Source organism: Jannaschia sp. L-14R, assembly GCF_056857695.1.
This window is the reverse complement of record NZ_JBSXNP010000011.1, coordinates 739,477-754,445: the sequence shown is the minus strand read 5'-3', so window position 1 is coordinate 754,445 and position 14,969 is coordinate 739,477. Positions and strand designations below refer to the sequence as shown.

At 63.4% G+C, this 14,969-nt stretch carries 15 protein-coding genes and 1 pseudogene; 5 read left to right on the top strand and 11 right to left on the bottom strand.

Annotated features, from left to right (window positions below; translation table 11 throughout):
- Nucleotides 1-145: 145 nt before the first annotated feature.
- The 4 genes from rimP to infB are packed head-to-tail and all read left to right on the top strand — an operon-like array spanning nucleotide 146 to nucleotide 5,463.
- Entirely contained in the window at nucleotides 146-730 is a 585-nt protein-coding gene (gene rimP, locus AC13C2_RS16480; protein WP_092759297.1) for a ribosome maturation factor RimP, read from the top strand.
- Between the two features lie 3 nt (nucleotides 731-733).
- Nucleotides 734-2,353 carry a transcription termination factor NusA gene (gene nusA / locus AC13C2_RS16475; protein ID WP_339642068.1) on the top strand — a complete coding sequence of 540 codons (1,620 nt, stop codon included), beginning with the start codon at nucleotides 734-736 and terminating at the stop codon, nucleotides 2,351-2,353.
- Between the two features lie 18 nt (nucleotides 2,354-2,371).
- The gene (locus AC13C2_RS16470; RefSeq protein WP_424337959.1) at nucleotides 2,372-3,004 is read left to right on the top strand and encodes an RNA-binding protein; all 633 of its coding nucleotides are present in this window, start codon (nucleotides 2,372-2,374) and stop codon (nucleotides 3,002-3,004) included.
- On the top strand, nucleotides 3,001-5,463 hold the full coding sequence (infB, locus tag AC13C2_RS16465; protein ID WP_482887472.1) for a translation initiation factor IF-2: 2,463 nt from the start codon (nucleotides 3,001-3,003) through the stop codon (nucleotides 5,461-5,463). Before AC13C2_RS16470 ends, infB begins: the two co-directional genes overlap by 4 nt.
- Nucleotides 5,464-5,532: 69 nt before the next feature.
- On the opposite strand, the gene AC13C2_RS16460 is transcribed toward infB, so the two are convergent.
- The 9 genes and pseudogenes from AC13C2_RS16460 to AC13C2_RS16420 all read right to left on the bottom strand — a co-directional run bounded on the left by AC13C2_RS16460 (nucleotide 5,533) and on the right by AC13C2_RS16420 (nucleotide 11,848).
- Nucleotides 5,533-6,165, bottom strand: coding sequence for a hypothetical protein (locus AC13C2_RS16460; RefSeq protein ID WP_482887471.1), 633 nt, complete (start codon nucleotides 6,163-6,165; stop codon nucleotides 5,533-5,535).
- A gap of 108 nt (nucleotides 6,166-6,273) precedes the next feature.
- Complete coding sequence (locus AC13C2_RS16455; protein ID WP_482887470.1) at nucleotides 6,274-7,074, bottom strand: cytochrome c1; 801 nt, start codon at nucleotides 7,072-7,074, stop codon at nucleotides 6,274-6,276.
- Nucleotides 7,075-7,086: 12 nt separating this feature from the next.
- Nucleotides 7,087-8,448, bottom strand: coding sequence for a cytochrome b (locus tag AC13C2_RS16450; protein ID WP_482887469.1), 1,362 nt, complete (start codon nucleotides 8,446-8,448; stop codon nucleotides 7,087-7,089).
- 10 nt (nucleotides 8,449-8,458) lie between these two features.
- Nucleotides 8,459-9,031, bottom strand: a complete 573-nt coding sequence (gene petA, locus AC13C2_RS16445) for a ubiquinol-cytochrome c reductase iron-sulfur subunit (RefSeq protein WP_092759311.1) — start codon at nucleotides 9,029-9,031, stop codon at nucleotides 8,459-8,461.
- Nucleotides 9,032-9,183: 152 nt separating this feature from the next.
- A complete protein-coding gene (locus tag AC13C2_RS16440; RefSeq protein WP_482887468.1) occupies nucleotides 9,184-9,615 on the bottom strand; it encodes a GNAT family N-acetyltransferase in 432 nt (143 codons plus the stop codon).
- Nucleotides 9,612-10,211 (bottom strand): glutathione S-transferase, encoded by a 600-nt coding sequence (locus AC13C2_RS16435; RefSeq protein ID WP_482887467.1) that lies wholly within the window; start codon nucleotides 10,209-10,211, stop codon nucleotides 9,612-9,614. Before AC13C2_RS16435 ends, AC13C2_RS16440 begins: the two co-directional genes overlap by 4 nt.
- A 108-nt stretch (nucleotides 10,212-10,319) precedes the next feature.
- On the bottom strand, nucleotides 10,320-10,805 hold the full coding sequence (locus AC13C2_RS16430; protein WP_482887619.1) for a fasciclin domain-containing protein: 486 nt from the start codon (nucleotides 10,803-10,805) through the stop codon (nucleotides 10,320-10,322).
- Nucleotides 10,806-10,853: 48 nt separating this feature from the next.
- Nucleotides 10,854-11,414 (bottom strand): annotated as a pseudogene (locus tag AC13C2_RS16425) (fasciclin domain-containing protein); the annotation flags it as partial.
- A 113-nt stretch (nucleotides 11,415-11,527) separates the two neighbouring features.
- A complete protein-coding gene (locus AC13C2_RS16420) occupies nucleotides 11,528-11,848 on the bottom strand; it encodes an FMN-binding negative transcriptional regulator (protein ID WP_424337512.1) in 321 nt (106 codons plus the stop codon).
- A gap of 110 nt (nucleotides 11,849-11,958) precedes the next feature.
- On the opposite strand from AC13C2_RS16420, the gene AC13C2_RS16415 reads away from it, so the two are divergent.
- On the top strand, nucleotides 11,959-12,921 hold the full coding sequence (locus tag AC13C2_RS16415) for a DMT family transporter (protein ID WP_139204633.1): 963 nt from the start codon (nucleotides 11,959-11,961) through the stop codon (nucleotides 12,919-12,921).
- On the opposite strand, the gene mtaB is transcribed toward AC13C2_RS16415, so the two are convergent.
- Both mtaB and dapF read right to left on the bottom strand, forming a co-directional pair.
- Complete coding sequence (mtaB, locus tag AC13C2_RS16410) at nucleotides 12,869-14,131, bottom strand: tRNA (N(6)-L-threonylcarbamoyladenosine(37)-C(2))-methylthiotransferase MtaB (RefSeq protein WP_482887466.1); 1,263 nt, start codon at nucleotides 14,129-14,131, stop codon at nucleotides 12,869-12,871. The genes AC13C2_RS16415 and mtaB overlap by 53 nt on opposite strands.
- Nucleotides 14,124-14,933 carry a diaminopimelate epimerase gene (gene dapF, locus AC13C2_RS16405; protein WP_092759323.1) on the bottom strand — a complete coding sequence of 270 codons (810 nt, stop codon included), beginning with the start codon at nucleotides 14,931-14,933 and terminating at the stop codon, nucleotides 14,124-14,126. Before dapF ends, mtaB begins: the two co-directional genes overlap by 8 nt.
- Nucleotides 14,934-14,969: the final 36 nt, after the last annotated feature.

Below are 14,969 nucleotides of genomic sequence, written 5' to 3'. Positions count from 1 at the left end.
TGCCAATACAAATGCGCAGACCGCTTGCATGTTCCCCACCCCTTCCTTATATGCCCCTCAACAGCGGCGGCCAACTGGCCCCACCGGATAAGTCAACGGGCCGCGCGCCCGTTTTTTTGTGCCTTCACCCAACGTCCAGGGAATCATGTCCGATCTGATCGCCAAGACCGCGCAGGACAAGCGCATCGCCGAGATCGTCACCCCCGTCATCGAGGACATGGGGTTCGAGTTGGTGCGTCTGCGTCTGATGTCGGGCAAGACGGCGACGTTGCAGATCATGGCCGATCGGCCCGAGGGCGGCATCGAGGTCGACGAGTTAGCGAAGATCAGCACGGATGTCTCCGCCGTTCTGGATGTCGAGGACCCGATTTCCGAGGAATATACGCTGGAAGTCAGCAGCCCCGGCATCGACCGCCCCTTGACACGGCTGAAGGATTTCGACGTCTGGGACGGCTATGAGGCGCGGATCGAGACGGAAAACCTGATCGACGGCCAGCGCCGGTTCAAGGGCTGGCTGCGCGGCACGGAAAACGGCGAAGTCCTGATCGAGATCGAACAGGGCACCGAGACGCCGACGATCGGATTGCAGTTCGACTGGCTGTCGGATGCCAAGCTGATCCTGACGGATGATCTCATCCGTGAGGTGCTGAAAAACCGCAAGGACAAGGGTCAGATCGACGAGACCCAGTTCGACGAAGTAGAAACTCTCATGGACGGCGAGGAAGACTAACCCATGGCCATCACATCCGCCAACCAGCTGGAACTTCTCCAGATCGCCGACGCGGTCGCCCGCGAGAAGATGATCGACCCCGGCCTCGTGATCGAGGCGATGGAGGAATCGCTCGCCCGTGCCGCCAAGTCGCGCTACGGCAGCGAAATGGACATCCGCGTGTCCATCGACCGCAAGTCGGGCCGTGCCACTTTCACCCGCGTCCGCACCGTGGTCGAGGACGAGTTGCTGGAGAACGAAAAGGCCGAGTTCACCGTCGAGCAGGCCAAGCCGTATCTGGACGACCCCAAGATCGGCGATACGTTCGTGGAAGAAGTGCCGCCTGTCGACATGGGCCGGATCGCCGCGCAGTCGGCCAAGCAGGTCATCATCCAGAAGGTGCGTGAGGCCGAGCGCGAGCGTCAGTACGAAGAGTTCAAGGACCGCGCCGGGACGATCATCAACGGTGTCGTCAAGCGCGAGGAATATGGCAACGTCATCGTCGATATCGGCGCGGGCGAAGCGTCGTTGCGCCGTAACGACAAGATCGGGCGCGAAAGCTACCGCCCCGGCGACCGGATCCGCGTCTACATCAAGGACGTCCGCCGCGAGGAGCGCGGGCCGCAGATTTTCCTGTCGCGCACCGCGCCCGAGTTCATGGTCGAGCTGTTCCGCATGGAAGTGCCCGAGATTTATGACGGCGTGATCGAGATCAAGGCCTGTGCCCGCGATCCGGGATCGCGCGCCAAGATCGCCGTGATCAGCTATGACAGCAGCATCGACCCGGTCGGCGCCTGCGTCGGTATGCGCGGATCGCGCGTTCAGGCCGTCGTCAACGAGCTTCAGGGTGAAAAGATCGACATCATCCCCTGGACCGATGACGCGGCCACGTTCCTGGTGAATGCTCTGCAGCCCGCCGAGGTCACGAAAGTCGTGATCGACGAGGACGCCGAGCGGATCGAAGTCGTGGTGCCGGAGGAGCAGCTGTCGCTGGCCATCGGACGTCGCGGTCAGAACGTGCGGCTGGCGTCGCAACTGACCGGACTGGATATCGACATCCTGACCGAGGAAGAAGAGAGCAAGCGCCGCCAGGCCGAGTTCGAGCAGCGCACCAAGCTGTTCATGGAGGCGCTGGATCTGGATGAGTTCTTCGCCCAGCTTCTGGTCTCCGAAGGGTTCACGAACCTTGAGGAAGTCGCCTACGTCGAGGTCGACGAACTGCTGGTCATCGACGGTGTCGACGAAGGCACGGCGGGCGAATTGCAGGCCCGTGCCCGCGACTACATCGAGGCACAGAACAAGGCCGCGATGGATGCCGCCCGCGAGGCCGGTCTGGCCGACGATCTGGCCAATTTCGAGGGTTTGACGCCGCAGATGCTGCAGGCGCTGACCGCCGATGGCATCAAGACGCTGGAAGACTTCGCGACCTGTGCCGACTGGGAACTGGCCGGTGGCTGGACCGTCGAAAAGGGTGAGCGAATCAAGGACGACGGCCTGCTGGAGCCTTTCGACGTCTCGCTGGAGGAAGCGCAGGACATGATCATGACCGCCCGCGTGATGCTGGGCTGGGTCAGCCCCGAGGATGTGGTCGGATCGCCGGAAGGCGATACCGAGGCCACCGAACCAGAGGAGGCCGGGGCGTGATCGCCCCGGATCGTTCCCCTGACGCGCGGCGGCAGAGACAAAAATCGCGACGAGCCTGATCGTCGCTGCATCGTAACCGGCGAGACCGGCTCCAAGTCGGGGCTGATCCGTTTTGTCGTCGGACCTGACGATACGATCTATCCGGATGTGGCGAACAAGCTGCCCGGACGGGGAATATATGTGACGGCATCACGTGAGGTCTTGGAAAAGGCCATTGCGAAGCGCATGTTCTCCAAGGGTGCGAAGAAACAGGTCCGGATTCCCGACGGATTGCCGGACCTCGTCGAATCGCTGCTTCTCAAACGCCTTCAGGACCTGCTCGGCATGGCTCGCAAGGCCGGCAAGGCGATCACCGGCTATGAGAAGGTGAAGGTTATGCTGATCCGGGAAGAGGCGCGCGTTCTGTTGCAGGCCTCGGACGGATCGGAGCGCGGCAAGGGAAAGCTGTCGACGCCTGGGAACGGCAAATGGATCGGTTTCCTGACGGCAGATGAGTTAGGTTTGGCCTTCGGACGAGACCGGGTGATCCATGCGGCGGTGTCTGCTGGAACCTTGGCCAAACGTATTGTAGAGGAAGCCGCAAGGCTTCAGGGCATCAGACAAGTGAATGGCAGCACTCCGGCTGCCGAGAAGGATACTGGGAACGCATGAGCGATCAGGACGGCAAGAAACCCCTCGGACTTTCTGGTGGCGCGCGTAGCGGCACCGTAAAGCAAAGCTTTGCCCGTGGACGTACCAACAATGTTGTGGTGGAGACCAAGCGCAAGCGCGTTTCGGTCCCCAAACCCAGTGGCCAGTCCGCGGCCGCGGTAAACGCGCAGGGTGGTAAGCAGACCAGCACCACCGACGCTGAAATGGATCGTCGCCTGAAGGCGCTGCAGATGGCCAAGGCCCGCGAGGCCGAGGACACGGAGCGCCGTCAGCAGGAAGAGCAGAAGCGCGAGGATGAACGCAACCGTCGCCGCGCCGAGATCGAGACCAAGGAGCGCGAAGAGAAAGAGCGCGAAGAACTGGCCCGAAAGCGTGCCGAAGAGGACGCCCGTCGTCAGGAGGAGGCGCGCGAAGCCAAGGCCCGTCCGTCCGAGCCTGTCGCCGCGGAGCCCTCGCCCGACACTTCGCCGCGTCAGCGCAACCTGGGCCCCGATGCGCGCCCCGGACGCAACGATGGACCGCGCAAGCGTGAAGAGGAAACCGGCAAGCCCAAGGGCGACGGCGATCGCCGGTCCGGCAAGCTGACCGTCAATCAGGCCCTGCGCGGTGGCGAAGGCGGGCGGACACGTTCGCTGGCCTCGATGCGCCGCAAGCAGGAGCGTCAGCGCAAGGGCGGCGGCAACGTCACCCAGGAAAAGGTGATGCGCGAAGTGCGCCTGCCCGAGACCATCGTGGTGTCGGAACTGGCCAACCGCATGTCCGAGCGCGTCGCCGCGGTCGTGAAATCCTTGATGACAAGCGGCATGATGGTCACCCAGAACGAGGTTCTGGACGCCGATACCGCCGAGCTGATCATCGAGGAATTCGGCCACAAGGTCGTCCGGGTGTCTGATTCAGACGTCGAGCAGGTCATCGAGATCACCGAGGACAAGCCCGAAGACCTGATCGACCGCGCGCCGGTCATCACGATCATGGGCCACGTCGACCACGGCAAGACGTCGCTGCTGGATGCGATTCGCAAGACCAAGGTCGTGTCGGGCGAGGCCGGTGGCATCACCCAGCATATCGGGGCCTATCAGGTCGATGTGAACGGCAAGACGCTGTCGTTCCTCGACACGCCGGGTCACGCGGCCTTTACGTCGATGCGGGCCCGTGGCGCGCAGGTGACGGATATCGTCGTTCTGGTCGTCGCAGCGGACGATCAGGTCATGCCGCAAACGGTCGAGGCGATTGCGCATGCCAAAGCCGCGAACGTGCCGATGATCATCGCCATCAACAAGATGGACCGTCCCGGTGCCGATCCGCAGAAGGTCCGCACGGACCTGTTGCAGCACGAGGTGATCGTCGAGGCGATGTCCGGCGAGGTTCAGGATGTCGAGGTCTCCGCCCATACTGGCGCAGGTCTGGATCAACTGCTGGACGCCATCGTGCTTCAGGCCGAAATCCTCGAGTTGAAAGCCAACCCGAACCGCGCTGCCCAAGGTGCGGTGATCGAAGCGCAGCTCGACGTGGGTCGTGGCCCCGTCGCGACCGTTCTGGTTCAGAACGGCACATTGCGCAAAGGCGACATCTTCGTCGTCGGCGAGCAGTGGGGCAAGGTTCGCGCACTGGTCGACGATCAGGGCAAGCGCATCGACGAGGCCGGACCTTCGGTTCCGGTCGAAGTGCTGGGTCTGAATGGCACACCCGGTGCCGGTGACGTGCTGAACGTGGTCGAGACCGAAGCACAGGCGCGCGAGATCGCTGAATACCGCGAGAAGGCCGCCAAGGACAAACGCGCCGCCGCCGGTGCCGCGACGACGCTGGATCAGATGATGGCCAAGGCCAAGGAAGATCAGGGCGTGTCGGAACTGCCGCTGTTGGTCAAAGCCGACGTTCAGGGCTCGGCCGAGGCTATCGTGCAGGCGATGGAGAAGATCGGTAACGACGAGGTCCGCGTGCGGATCCTGCATTCGGGTGTCGGCGCCATCACCGAATCGGACATCACGCTGGCCGAAGCCTCGGGTGCGCCGGTCATCGGCTTCAACGTCCGGGCCAATGCGCCCGCACGGGCCGCCGCGAACCAGAAGGGCGTGGAAATCCGATACTACTCGGTGATCTACGACCTGGTGGACGACATCAAGGATGCCGCCTCGGGCCTGCTGTCTGCCGAGATCAAGGAGACCTTCATCGGTTACGCCGAGATCCGCGAAGTCTTCAAGGTGACGGGCGTCGGCAACGTCGCGGGCTGTCTGGTGACCGAGGGCGTGGCCCGCCGGTCGGCAGGCGTGCGTCTGTTGCGCGACGACGTCGTGATCCACGAAGGCACACTGAAGACCCTCAAGCGCTTCAAGGACGAGGTCAAAGAGGTCCAGTCCGGTCAGGAATGCGGTATGGCCTTCGAGCGCTACGAGGATATCCGCAAGGGCGATGTCATCGAGATCTTCACGCGCGAGGAAATCGAACGCTCGCTGGAGTGATCTGCCGGCTTGCCGGATCTGTGTGGAAAGGGGTCCCTCTCGGGGCCCCTTTTCACATGTCGGGGTGTTTTATCGCGGCGGTTTGGCGCTGAAGATCGGATGCGCGCGGCGCGCGGCGCCCTCGGGTTTGGCCGCGAAGCCTGGTTCCGTACGCGACACGGATTTCGGACCCGGTTGCGAAAGGCGCGGCGCGGCTGCCAGGGTCGGGGTCGGCGCGGAGAGGCGGGCCTTGAGATGCACAGGCATCGGCGGCACATCGTCGACCGGAACCGCCTTCAGGGCATCGTCCTGCACCGCCCCTGATCCAGGCTGACGAATCGGGGCGACCGGTTCGTCGGGTGTATCGCGCTCGATATCCGCAGTCCCGGCTTGCGGTCGGGACAGGGCCTTCCGCTCTGGCCGCCTGCGCGCCAACATCAGCATTTCGCGGGTCATATCGGCGGTATCCATCGCCGCACGGCTTTGCACCGCCAAGAGCAGCGACATCAGGCCAAAGGCGATAATACCCAGGCCCAGGGCCGACGCCGCGATCCGTGCAGTCAGCGACACCTCGCCGGTAGCGCCACCGCTGCCGGGCGTCGCACCAAGGGCAAACCCTGCAATGGCAAGCAGAAGACCGATCGCGGCCAGCCCCCAGCCAATGTTGGAGAACAGCACGGATATACTGCGGCCCAGCGGATACGTTTTCTTGAAGTCGCTCATGTGATCCCCGTTTTCTGCCTCGACACTGCCGCTTGCGACGCGCCTTGCCCAACGAAAAAGGCCGACCCCGAAGGGTCAGCCCGATTTTTGCCGACCGACATGGCGCGATCAGACGTCTTTCGTGCCTTTGACCGGGGCCCAGATGCGCTTGTTGGTCAGGTAGAGCAGCACCGAGAACACAGCCAGCATGATGATGGCTGTCAGACCCATCTGCTTGCGTGCCGCAAGTTTGGGTTCAGCGGTCCACATCAGGAAGGCAGCGACGTCCTGCGCCGCACTTTCCAGATCGGCCGGGGCACCGTCGTCGAATTCGACATAATCGTCGCCCAGAGGGGGAGCCATGCTGATCCAGCCGCCCTTGAAGGCCTTGTTCCCGTAGAGGATCGAGCCTGCTTCCTCTCTTTCCTCGCCGGTGTAGCCGGTCAGGAGCGAGGCAATATATTCCGGTCCGCCGCTGCCCTTCAGTAGCTGTTTGATCCCTAGATTCAGAGGTCCATGGAAACCGGCGCGGGCCTTGGCCATGAGGGACAGATCCGGGGCCCCGACGGAATTGTTCACCGGGAAAAGATCCGGCGGCGTGGCCGTGCGGTAATCGCCTTCGCCATCGGCCAGTGTCCTGTCGAAAACCTCGATCTCGCCCGCGTAGGCCTTGACCTGATCTTCCGAGAAGCCCGGTCCCCCGGAGTCGCCCAGCGTACGGATCGGCACGAATTTCAGACCATGGCACGAGGCACAGACCTGGGTATAGACCTTGAGACCGCGTTGCAGCTGGTTCTGATCGAACGTGCCGAACGGCCCCTCGAACGAGAAGTCGTAATCGGTGATATCCTGCTTGTAATGGTCAGCCGCAAAGACTGCCGAAGTCGTGACGACAAGTGCCACAAGGGCGCGCATGATGGTCGAGAACATCTGTCCCTCTCCTTATTCGGCGGGCGTGCCGGATTTTTCACCGGGCAACCGCATTCCGGTCGCACTGCCGGTTTCCCCATAGTGGGCTGCGAAATCTTCCTCGATCGTCGCAGGGCGGGCCAGCGGCTTTTCGATCACGCCAAGCAACGGCAGGATCACCAGAAAGTAGGCGAACCAATAAGCTGCGGCGATAAGCGAGATCCAGTCGTAGGGTGACACGGTCGGCATGGACCCGACCCACATCAGCACCAGGAAATCGAGCGCGAGCAGGCCGAACCACCACTTGAACATCGGGCGATACCGGCCCGACCGGATCGACGATGTGTCAAGCCACGGGGCCAGCGCCATCACGATGATCGAGCCGAACATGGCAATCACACCGAAGAACTTGGCGTCGACGATGCCGCCGGTGATCCAGTCCGCCGCGATCACGACCCAGACATCCGCCGTGAAGGCCCGCAAAATCGCGTAGAACGGCAGGAAATACCATTCGGGCACGATTTCAGCCGGTGTTATAAGCGGGTTTGCCTCGATGTAGTTGTCGGGATGGCCCAGATAGTTGGGCATGAAGCCGACAATGGCGAAGAACACCAGCAGGATAACGGCCAGCGCGAACAGATCCTTGATGACGAAGTAGGGCCAGAACGGCAGAGTGTCCTTCTTGGCTTCTTCCTTGGACGTGCGACGCACCTCGACCCCGGTGGGGTTGTTGTTCCCGGTCGTGTGGAACGACCAGATATGCACGATCGTCAGGCCGAGAATCAGGAACGGCATCAGATAGTGCAGCGAGAAGAAGCGATTCAGCGTCGGGTTTCCGACGGCCGGTCCGCCCAGCAGCCAGGTCTGGATCGATTCGCCGATCCACGGGATCGCGCCGAACAGGCCGGTGATGACCGTGGCCCCCCAGAAGGACATCTGACCCCAGGGAAGGACGTAACCCATGAAGGCCGTACCCATCATCAGCAGATAGATCACGATGCCGATGATCCACGTAACCTCGCGCGGGGCCTTGTAGGAGCCGTAGTAGAGACTGCGGAAAATATGCGCATAGACCGCCACGAAGAACAGCGAGGCACCGTTCGAGTGGAGATAGCGCAGCGCCCAGCCGCCATTGACGTTTCGCATGATGTGTTCAACCGACGCGAAGGCAAGATCAATCTGCGGCGTGTAGTGCATCGCCAGAACGATCCCGGTCACGATCTGAAGCACCAGCGTGAAGGTCAGCACGATGCCCCATATCCACATCCAGTTCAGATTCTTGGGCGTGGGGATCATCATCGTATCGTATATCAGGCCGATGATCGGAAGACGACGTTCGATCCAGCGCTCCGCCGGAGAATTCGGTTTGTAATGGTCGTGGGGAATGCCAGCCATTTGTGCCTCCTCAGCCCAGTCTCAGGGTTGTTTCGTTGGTAAACGATGCCAACGGAATATCCAGGTTGCGCGGTGCGGGACCTTTGCGGATGCGTCCGGACGTATCGTAATGCGACCCGTGGCAGGGGCAGAACCAGCCGCCGAAATCACCCGATTCGCCACCGATCGGAACGCAACCCAGATGGGTGCATACACCGATCATGACCAGCCATTCGCCGGCCTCGTCCATTGCCCGGTTCTGGTCCAGGGCGGGAGAGTCCGCCAGCTGATTCGGATTTTCGTACAAATAGTCGACCGGATCGGGAAGATCCTCCAACGGCGTGGCGCGGGCGGCCGCAATCTCGTCAGCGGATCGCCTGCGGATGAAGACGGGCTTGCCCAGAAACTTGACGGTAAGCTGTGTGCCGACCTCGACGCCGGACACGTCCACGTCGATTGAGGCCAGCGCCTGCACATCCGCCGCAGGGTTCATCTGGTTTACCAGCGGCCAGACTGCGGCCCCTGTAAGGACGGCCCCCGTGGCAGCGGTGGCATAGTAGAGGAAATCGCGGCGGGTGCCCGCGTGATCGTCTGCGTGTGACACGAAGCCATCTCCCGGTTTGATATCGGCCTTGCGCAGGGCCGGTCCTAGAACGCACGAGCGGAGCCAGGGATCACTCCCAAACCCGCGTCCTGCCTCCCTTAGCGCATGCCGGGGGGCGAGTTCCAGCGGACAAACGCGCGCAGGGGTACGTTTTACAGGTCGCGGTCCATATCGCGGTGTGGAATGCCTGCATCATCGTAGACCGGGCCATGTGCCTGGAAGCCCAGACGTTCATAAAACCCGAGCGCGTCGATCTGCGCCCCAAGGGTGGCACGGGTGAAACCACGCTCGGCCAACCGGTCCATGACATGACGCATCAGTGCAGTGCCAAGGCCCGTGCCGCGCGCGCGTTTCAGCACGGCGACCCGTTGGATCTTGGCGACCTCGCCCTGGGGCAGAACCCGCAGCGTGGCGACGGAGCCTTCGGCGTCGGTCACCAGCCAGTGCAGGCAATCGGCATCCCTGCCGTCCACGTCCTCGGCGGGGGCGACGCGCTGTTCGGCAATGAAGACCTCGGCACGCACGGCAAGCGGCGCACGCAGGTCGGTCACTTCGCCGATGACCTGACCGGTGGGCAGCTTCATGACGGAGCCGTTGCCAGCATCGCCGGGCGGGCGGAGAAGGCGGCTTGCCAACCGGCCAGGGCATCGCGTCCCGCGCGCCAGTCGCGGTCACCATGGCGCAGGTCGAGGTATTCCAGGGCGCAGCCGACGGCGATCTGACCCATGGTCAGCGGACCTTGCAGCATCGGCATCGACCGCGATTCGAGTGCATCAAGCGACCGGGCGATCTTGGTCCATTGCGCATCGAACCATTCAGGCCACCACAGGTTTTCAGGCCGAAGACGTTTTTCGTAGGTGATGGCCAGAGCGGATTCCAAAACAGCATCGCAATTCGCTTCGAGCGACAGAACTTCCCACAGGCGATTCTCGGGATACAAACCGGATTGGGCGCGATGATCCAGAAACCGGCAGATCACCCGGCTGTCATAGATCGCCGGACCTTCGTCGCGGACCAGGGCCGGGATCTTGCCGGACGGATTTGCCGCATTCAGAGCGGCATCCCCGCCCATCGGACTGGCGGTCACGTCCCGCACCTCGATATCGTCCTGCGCGGTCTCGATCAGCAGAACGCGGCATTTACGTGCGAAGGGAGAGGCGGGGGAACTGAGAAGCTGCATATATGATCTCCGGGGGTAATGGTCCGAACACAATCTAGCGGTGGAACCCGGATTCACAAACGCCGCCCCCGGAGACAAGGGGCGGCGCAGGTGCGGTGGCGGTTGGGCCTACTTTGGCAGCAGCACGCCCTCGACCACGTGGATCACGCCGTTCGACTGCATCACGTCCGCGGTCGAAACCTGATATGCATTGCCGGATTCGTCAAAGATATAAACCGAACCGGATGACGTCATCTGAACCGACAGCGCGTCGCCGGAGACGGTCTGCAGGTTCTTGAACTCGCCGGGGGCAAGCCCGGCGGTCAGGTCTGCGGCTGTCATCTGACCGGCCACGACATGCGCCGTCAGGACCTTGGTCAGGGTATCCTTGTTTTCCGGCTTGAGAAGCGTCTCGACGGTGCCTGCGGGCAGCGCGGCAAAGGCTTCGTCCGTGGGGGCGAAGACGGTGAACGGACCGGGGCCGGACAGCGTCTCGACCAGGCCGGCGGGCTTGACGGCGGCGACCAGTGTCGTGTGGATCGGCGAATTCACGGCATTTTCGATGATGTTCTTCTGGGCGAACATCGCAGCGCCGCCGACGGTCGGGTTGGCCATGGCATCGGCAGCGGCAGGGGTCGTATCGGCAGGCGCAGCTTCAGCGCCCGGCAACAGGACCGCGTCGATTACGTGAATGACGCCATTCGACTGGACCACGTCGGCGACGGTGACAGTTGCGACCCCGCCCGTCTCGTCTTCCAGCTTGATCTGATCGCCGTCCATAAAGGCCTGCAACGTGCAGCCTCCAACTGTCGACACGGGATAGCGTCCATCCTCACTGGCGATCATGCCCTGGATTGCGTCCGACATCGCGGAATCGGCAACCACATGGCAGGCCAGAACCCTGGTCAGTGCAGCCTTGTTTTCCGGCTTCAGAAGCGTCTCGACGGTGCCTGCGGGCAGCGCGGCAAAGGCTTCGTCCGTGGGGGCGAAGACGGTGAACGGACCGGTGCCGGACAGCGTCTCGACCAGGCCGGCGGCCTTGACGGCGGCGACCAGTGTCGTGTGGATCGGCGAATTCACGGCATTTTCGATGATGTTCTTTTGCGCGAACATCGCTGCGCCGCCGACTTCGGGGTTCGGGGCAGAGTGGGCATCGGCCAGAACAACGCCAGCGGTTCCTCCGGCAAGAACAGTGGCAAGGGTCAGGGTACGTAGGAAGAACATGGGTCTCTCCGAGGTTGGAACAATGGTCCGGCGTCTTTCTGTCCGGTCATGCTCAGTTACGGAGAACATTGGGGATAGGTTTCAAATCGGATGAAATAAATATCAGCGACCGGTCATCGGGGCGGATCGCGCATCAGGCCAGACAGCGCCGCGACCTCCTGCCCCGAAGGCGCGCCGGTGACCGCTTCTGCGGCGCGCGCCCGCACCTTGCCCGGTTTGTTCTGTCCCAGCTTCCACGTGGCGGTGGACTTGGTCATCGTCGTCCGCAAAGGCACGATCTGCCGCATCAGCCGGTCCCGCGCATCGGGTGTCATCTTTGGGACGGTCCACGGCATCTTTGGCAGCAGGCGTCGCTCCTGATCGGCGCTGAGCCGGTCGAGATGATCGCGCAACACATCGTCCGGCAGCCGCGTCAGACGTCCGCGCAGATGCAAAGCGCACCGAACGCACGCTTGCGCGCGAAGGCCAGGCTGCGCGCATCCGGTGTCTGCCGAAAGGCGGAATTGGGGTGCATGGGCGGGTTTCCATCTATGCGGGTGCCGTCATGGTTGCCGCGCCGGATCGCCGCGCGCAAGGTGCGGCAATGGTCGCCACTCCCGTTTCCACCGCTGCATCGCATAGCCTGCGATCCGCCATATCCCTGCGTCTTATGGCGGCGGGGTTCGCCACGGGTCTGGGGTTTTGCGTCCATGGCGCAGCGGCCTATGCCGCCACAGGCCAGATCGTGTTCCTGCGCGCCACACTGTCGATCCCGGTATTGCTGCTCTGGGCCGCTCTGACCTCAAGACCCGCCGATTGGCGACCCAAGGCACCCGGCAAGCACGTGATCCGGGGGGTGATGGGCGGGCTTTCGATGATCCTGAATTTCTACGCCCTGGGGCAATTGCCGGTGACTCATGCGCAGGCGCTGTCATATCTCGCCCCGGTGCTGTCGATCCCGGCTGCGGTGATCTTGCTGGGCGAGCGGTTGTCGACCCGCACGGTTCTGGCCGTGGCATTCGGCTTCGCGGGGATGATCGCGATGCTCTACACCTCTGTCTCGCGCCCGGGCTGGGGCTGGGCCGAGCTGTCGGGCATGATCGCGGGCATAACGTCGGCAGGTGTGATGGCGGTGGTGCGCGTCCACATCAAGGCGATGACGGCGACCGAGACGACGATCTCGATCGCGCTATCTTTCGCCGTCGTCACCAGCGCCATAGGCGTGGTCGCGGTGATGGTGACGGGATGGGTGCCGATGACCCCGATCCTGTGGGCCTGGATGGGTGGGGCGGGAGTGTTGGGCGCTGCGACGCATATCTCTGCTACGGCATCGGTCGCGAGGGCGCCGGTCTCGACGCTGGCCCCGTTCGATTATGCCGGGTTGGTCTTTGCCGTGATCCTGGATTTCGCGATCTTCTCGCGTTTGCCGGGGGCATGGGGCTGGGTCGGAATCGGACTGATCGCGATCGCCGGACTTATGACGGCGATGACGGGACGGCCAGTAGGCAGCGGTCTGCGCGCCCGGTGATCTGCGACTGGACGATCGCACCCTCGGGTTGATCGCTATCGAAGGTGACTTCGGCGAACTGCGCCGTGCGGCCCATGCGAGGGGTTTCCATCAGCACATTGTGGTGCCGCCCGATCTGAGCGGTCAGATGGCGTTCCACCGCCGCATCGCCCGCCGCTCGCAGCCGCGCAGCGCGCTGTTTGATCAGTCGACCGTCGACCGCAGGCATCCTGGCCGCCGGGGTGCCTGTGCGGGCCGAATACGGGAAGACGTGCAGCCACGTCAGGTCGCAGTCCTCGACCAGCCGCAGGGAGTCGGCGAAATGCGCCTCGGTCTCGGTCGGGAATCCGGCGATGATATCCGCGCCGAAGGTCATATCGGGGCGCAGTTTGCGGGCCTGCTCGACAAAGGCGATGGCGTCGCCGCGCAGGTGCCGCCGCTTCATCCGTTTCAGAATCAGATCGGCCCCATGTTGCAGCGACAGGTGCAGATGCGGCATCAGGCGTTCTTCGTCGGCAATGCAACGCATCAGGGCGTCATCCACCTCGATACTGTCGATGCTGCTGATCCGCAGGCGTGGCACAGTCGTCAGCTTGAGGATGCGCGCCACCAGATCGCCCAGTCGCGGCGCGCCCGGCAGATCCGCGCCCCAGGATGTGAGGTCCACACCGGTCAGCACGATCTCGTTGAAACCCCGGTCCACCAGCCGCGTGATCTGTTCGACCACGACGCCCGCGGGCACAGACCGCGAATTGCCGCGCCCATAGGGGATGATGCAGAAGGTGCAGCGGTGGTCGCAGCCGTTCTGAACCTGCACATAGGCGCGGCTGCGCGTGCCGAACCCGTCAATCAGATGGCCTGCTGTTTCGGTCACGGACATGATATCGTCGACCTGTACCGGCTCGGTGTTACCGGTCGCCAGACCCGCCCATGTCGCAGCCTGCATCTTTTCGGTGTTGCCGATCACGGTGTCGACCTCGGGCATGGCCGCAAAGCTGTCGGGGTCGGTCTGGGCCGCGCATCCGGTGACGACGATCCGCGCTTCGGGGTTTTCACGGCGCAGGCGGCGGATGTCCTGTCGGCCTTTGCGGACCGCTTCGGCGGTGACGGCGCAGGTGTTGACGATCACCGCGTTGGAGAGGCCCGCCGTAGTAGCCAGATCTCGCATCGCCTCGACCTCATAGGCGTTCAGGCGGCAGCCGTGGTTTGACAGGATCGGTGCTTCAGCCATGCCAGACACCATCGAAGACATGCGCCGTCGGCCCGGTCATCCAGACGCCATCGTCGCGCCAGTCGATCAGCAGTGTGCCGCCATCCAGGTCGATGCGAACCGTTCGTCCGGTCAGCCCGCGCCGCGCCGCGGCCACGGCCACTGCGCAGGACGACGAGCCGCTGGCCAGCGTGACGCCGACGCCCCTTTCCCAGACCCGCATCCGCAGATGGTCAGGACCGATCAGATGGGCGACCTGCACGTTGGTGCGTTCGGGAAAGAGCGGGTGATGTTCGTTGGTGCGTCCGAGGGCAGGCAGATCGACCGCAGTGGCATCGTCCACGAAAAAGGTGCAATGTGGGTTGCCCATTCCGGTGGCCACCGGATCGCCGTCGATCGGCAGGTGCAGGGTGTCGACATCCCTCGCCAATGGAACGTCCCGCCAGTCGAGCAGCGGCGCGCCCATATTGACCGACACGCCGTCCCCGCTGCGACGGGCATGCAGGATATCGCGTTCGGTCCGCAGGGTCAGGGCGTCGACGCCACGCCGCGCCATTTCCCAGGCCGCAACGCAGCGGGTCGCATTGCCGCAGGCACCGGCAGTGCTTCCGTCCGAATTGTAGAAGGTCAGCGCGACATCGGCATTGGTCCCGTCCTCGATCAGGGCAAGCTGGTCGAAGCCCACGCCGAAGTGCCGGTCACCCATGGCGATGGCCGTCGCGGCATCGACCGTGACGCCCGCGCGCCCGTCCACCACGACGAAGTCGTTGCCCAGCCCGTGCATCTTCATGAACGGCAGGCCATCTGTGCCAGAAGTCACCATCAGCGGGCAGATACGCCCGACAGGCCAGTTTTGAAA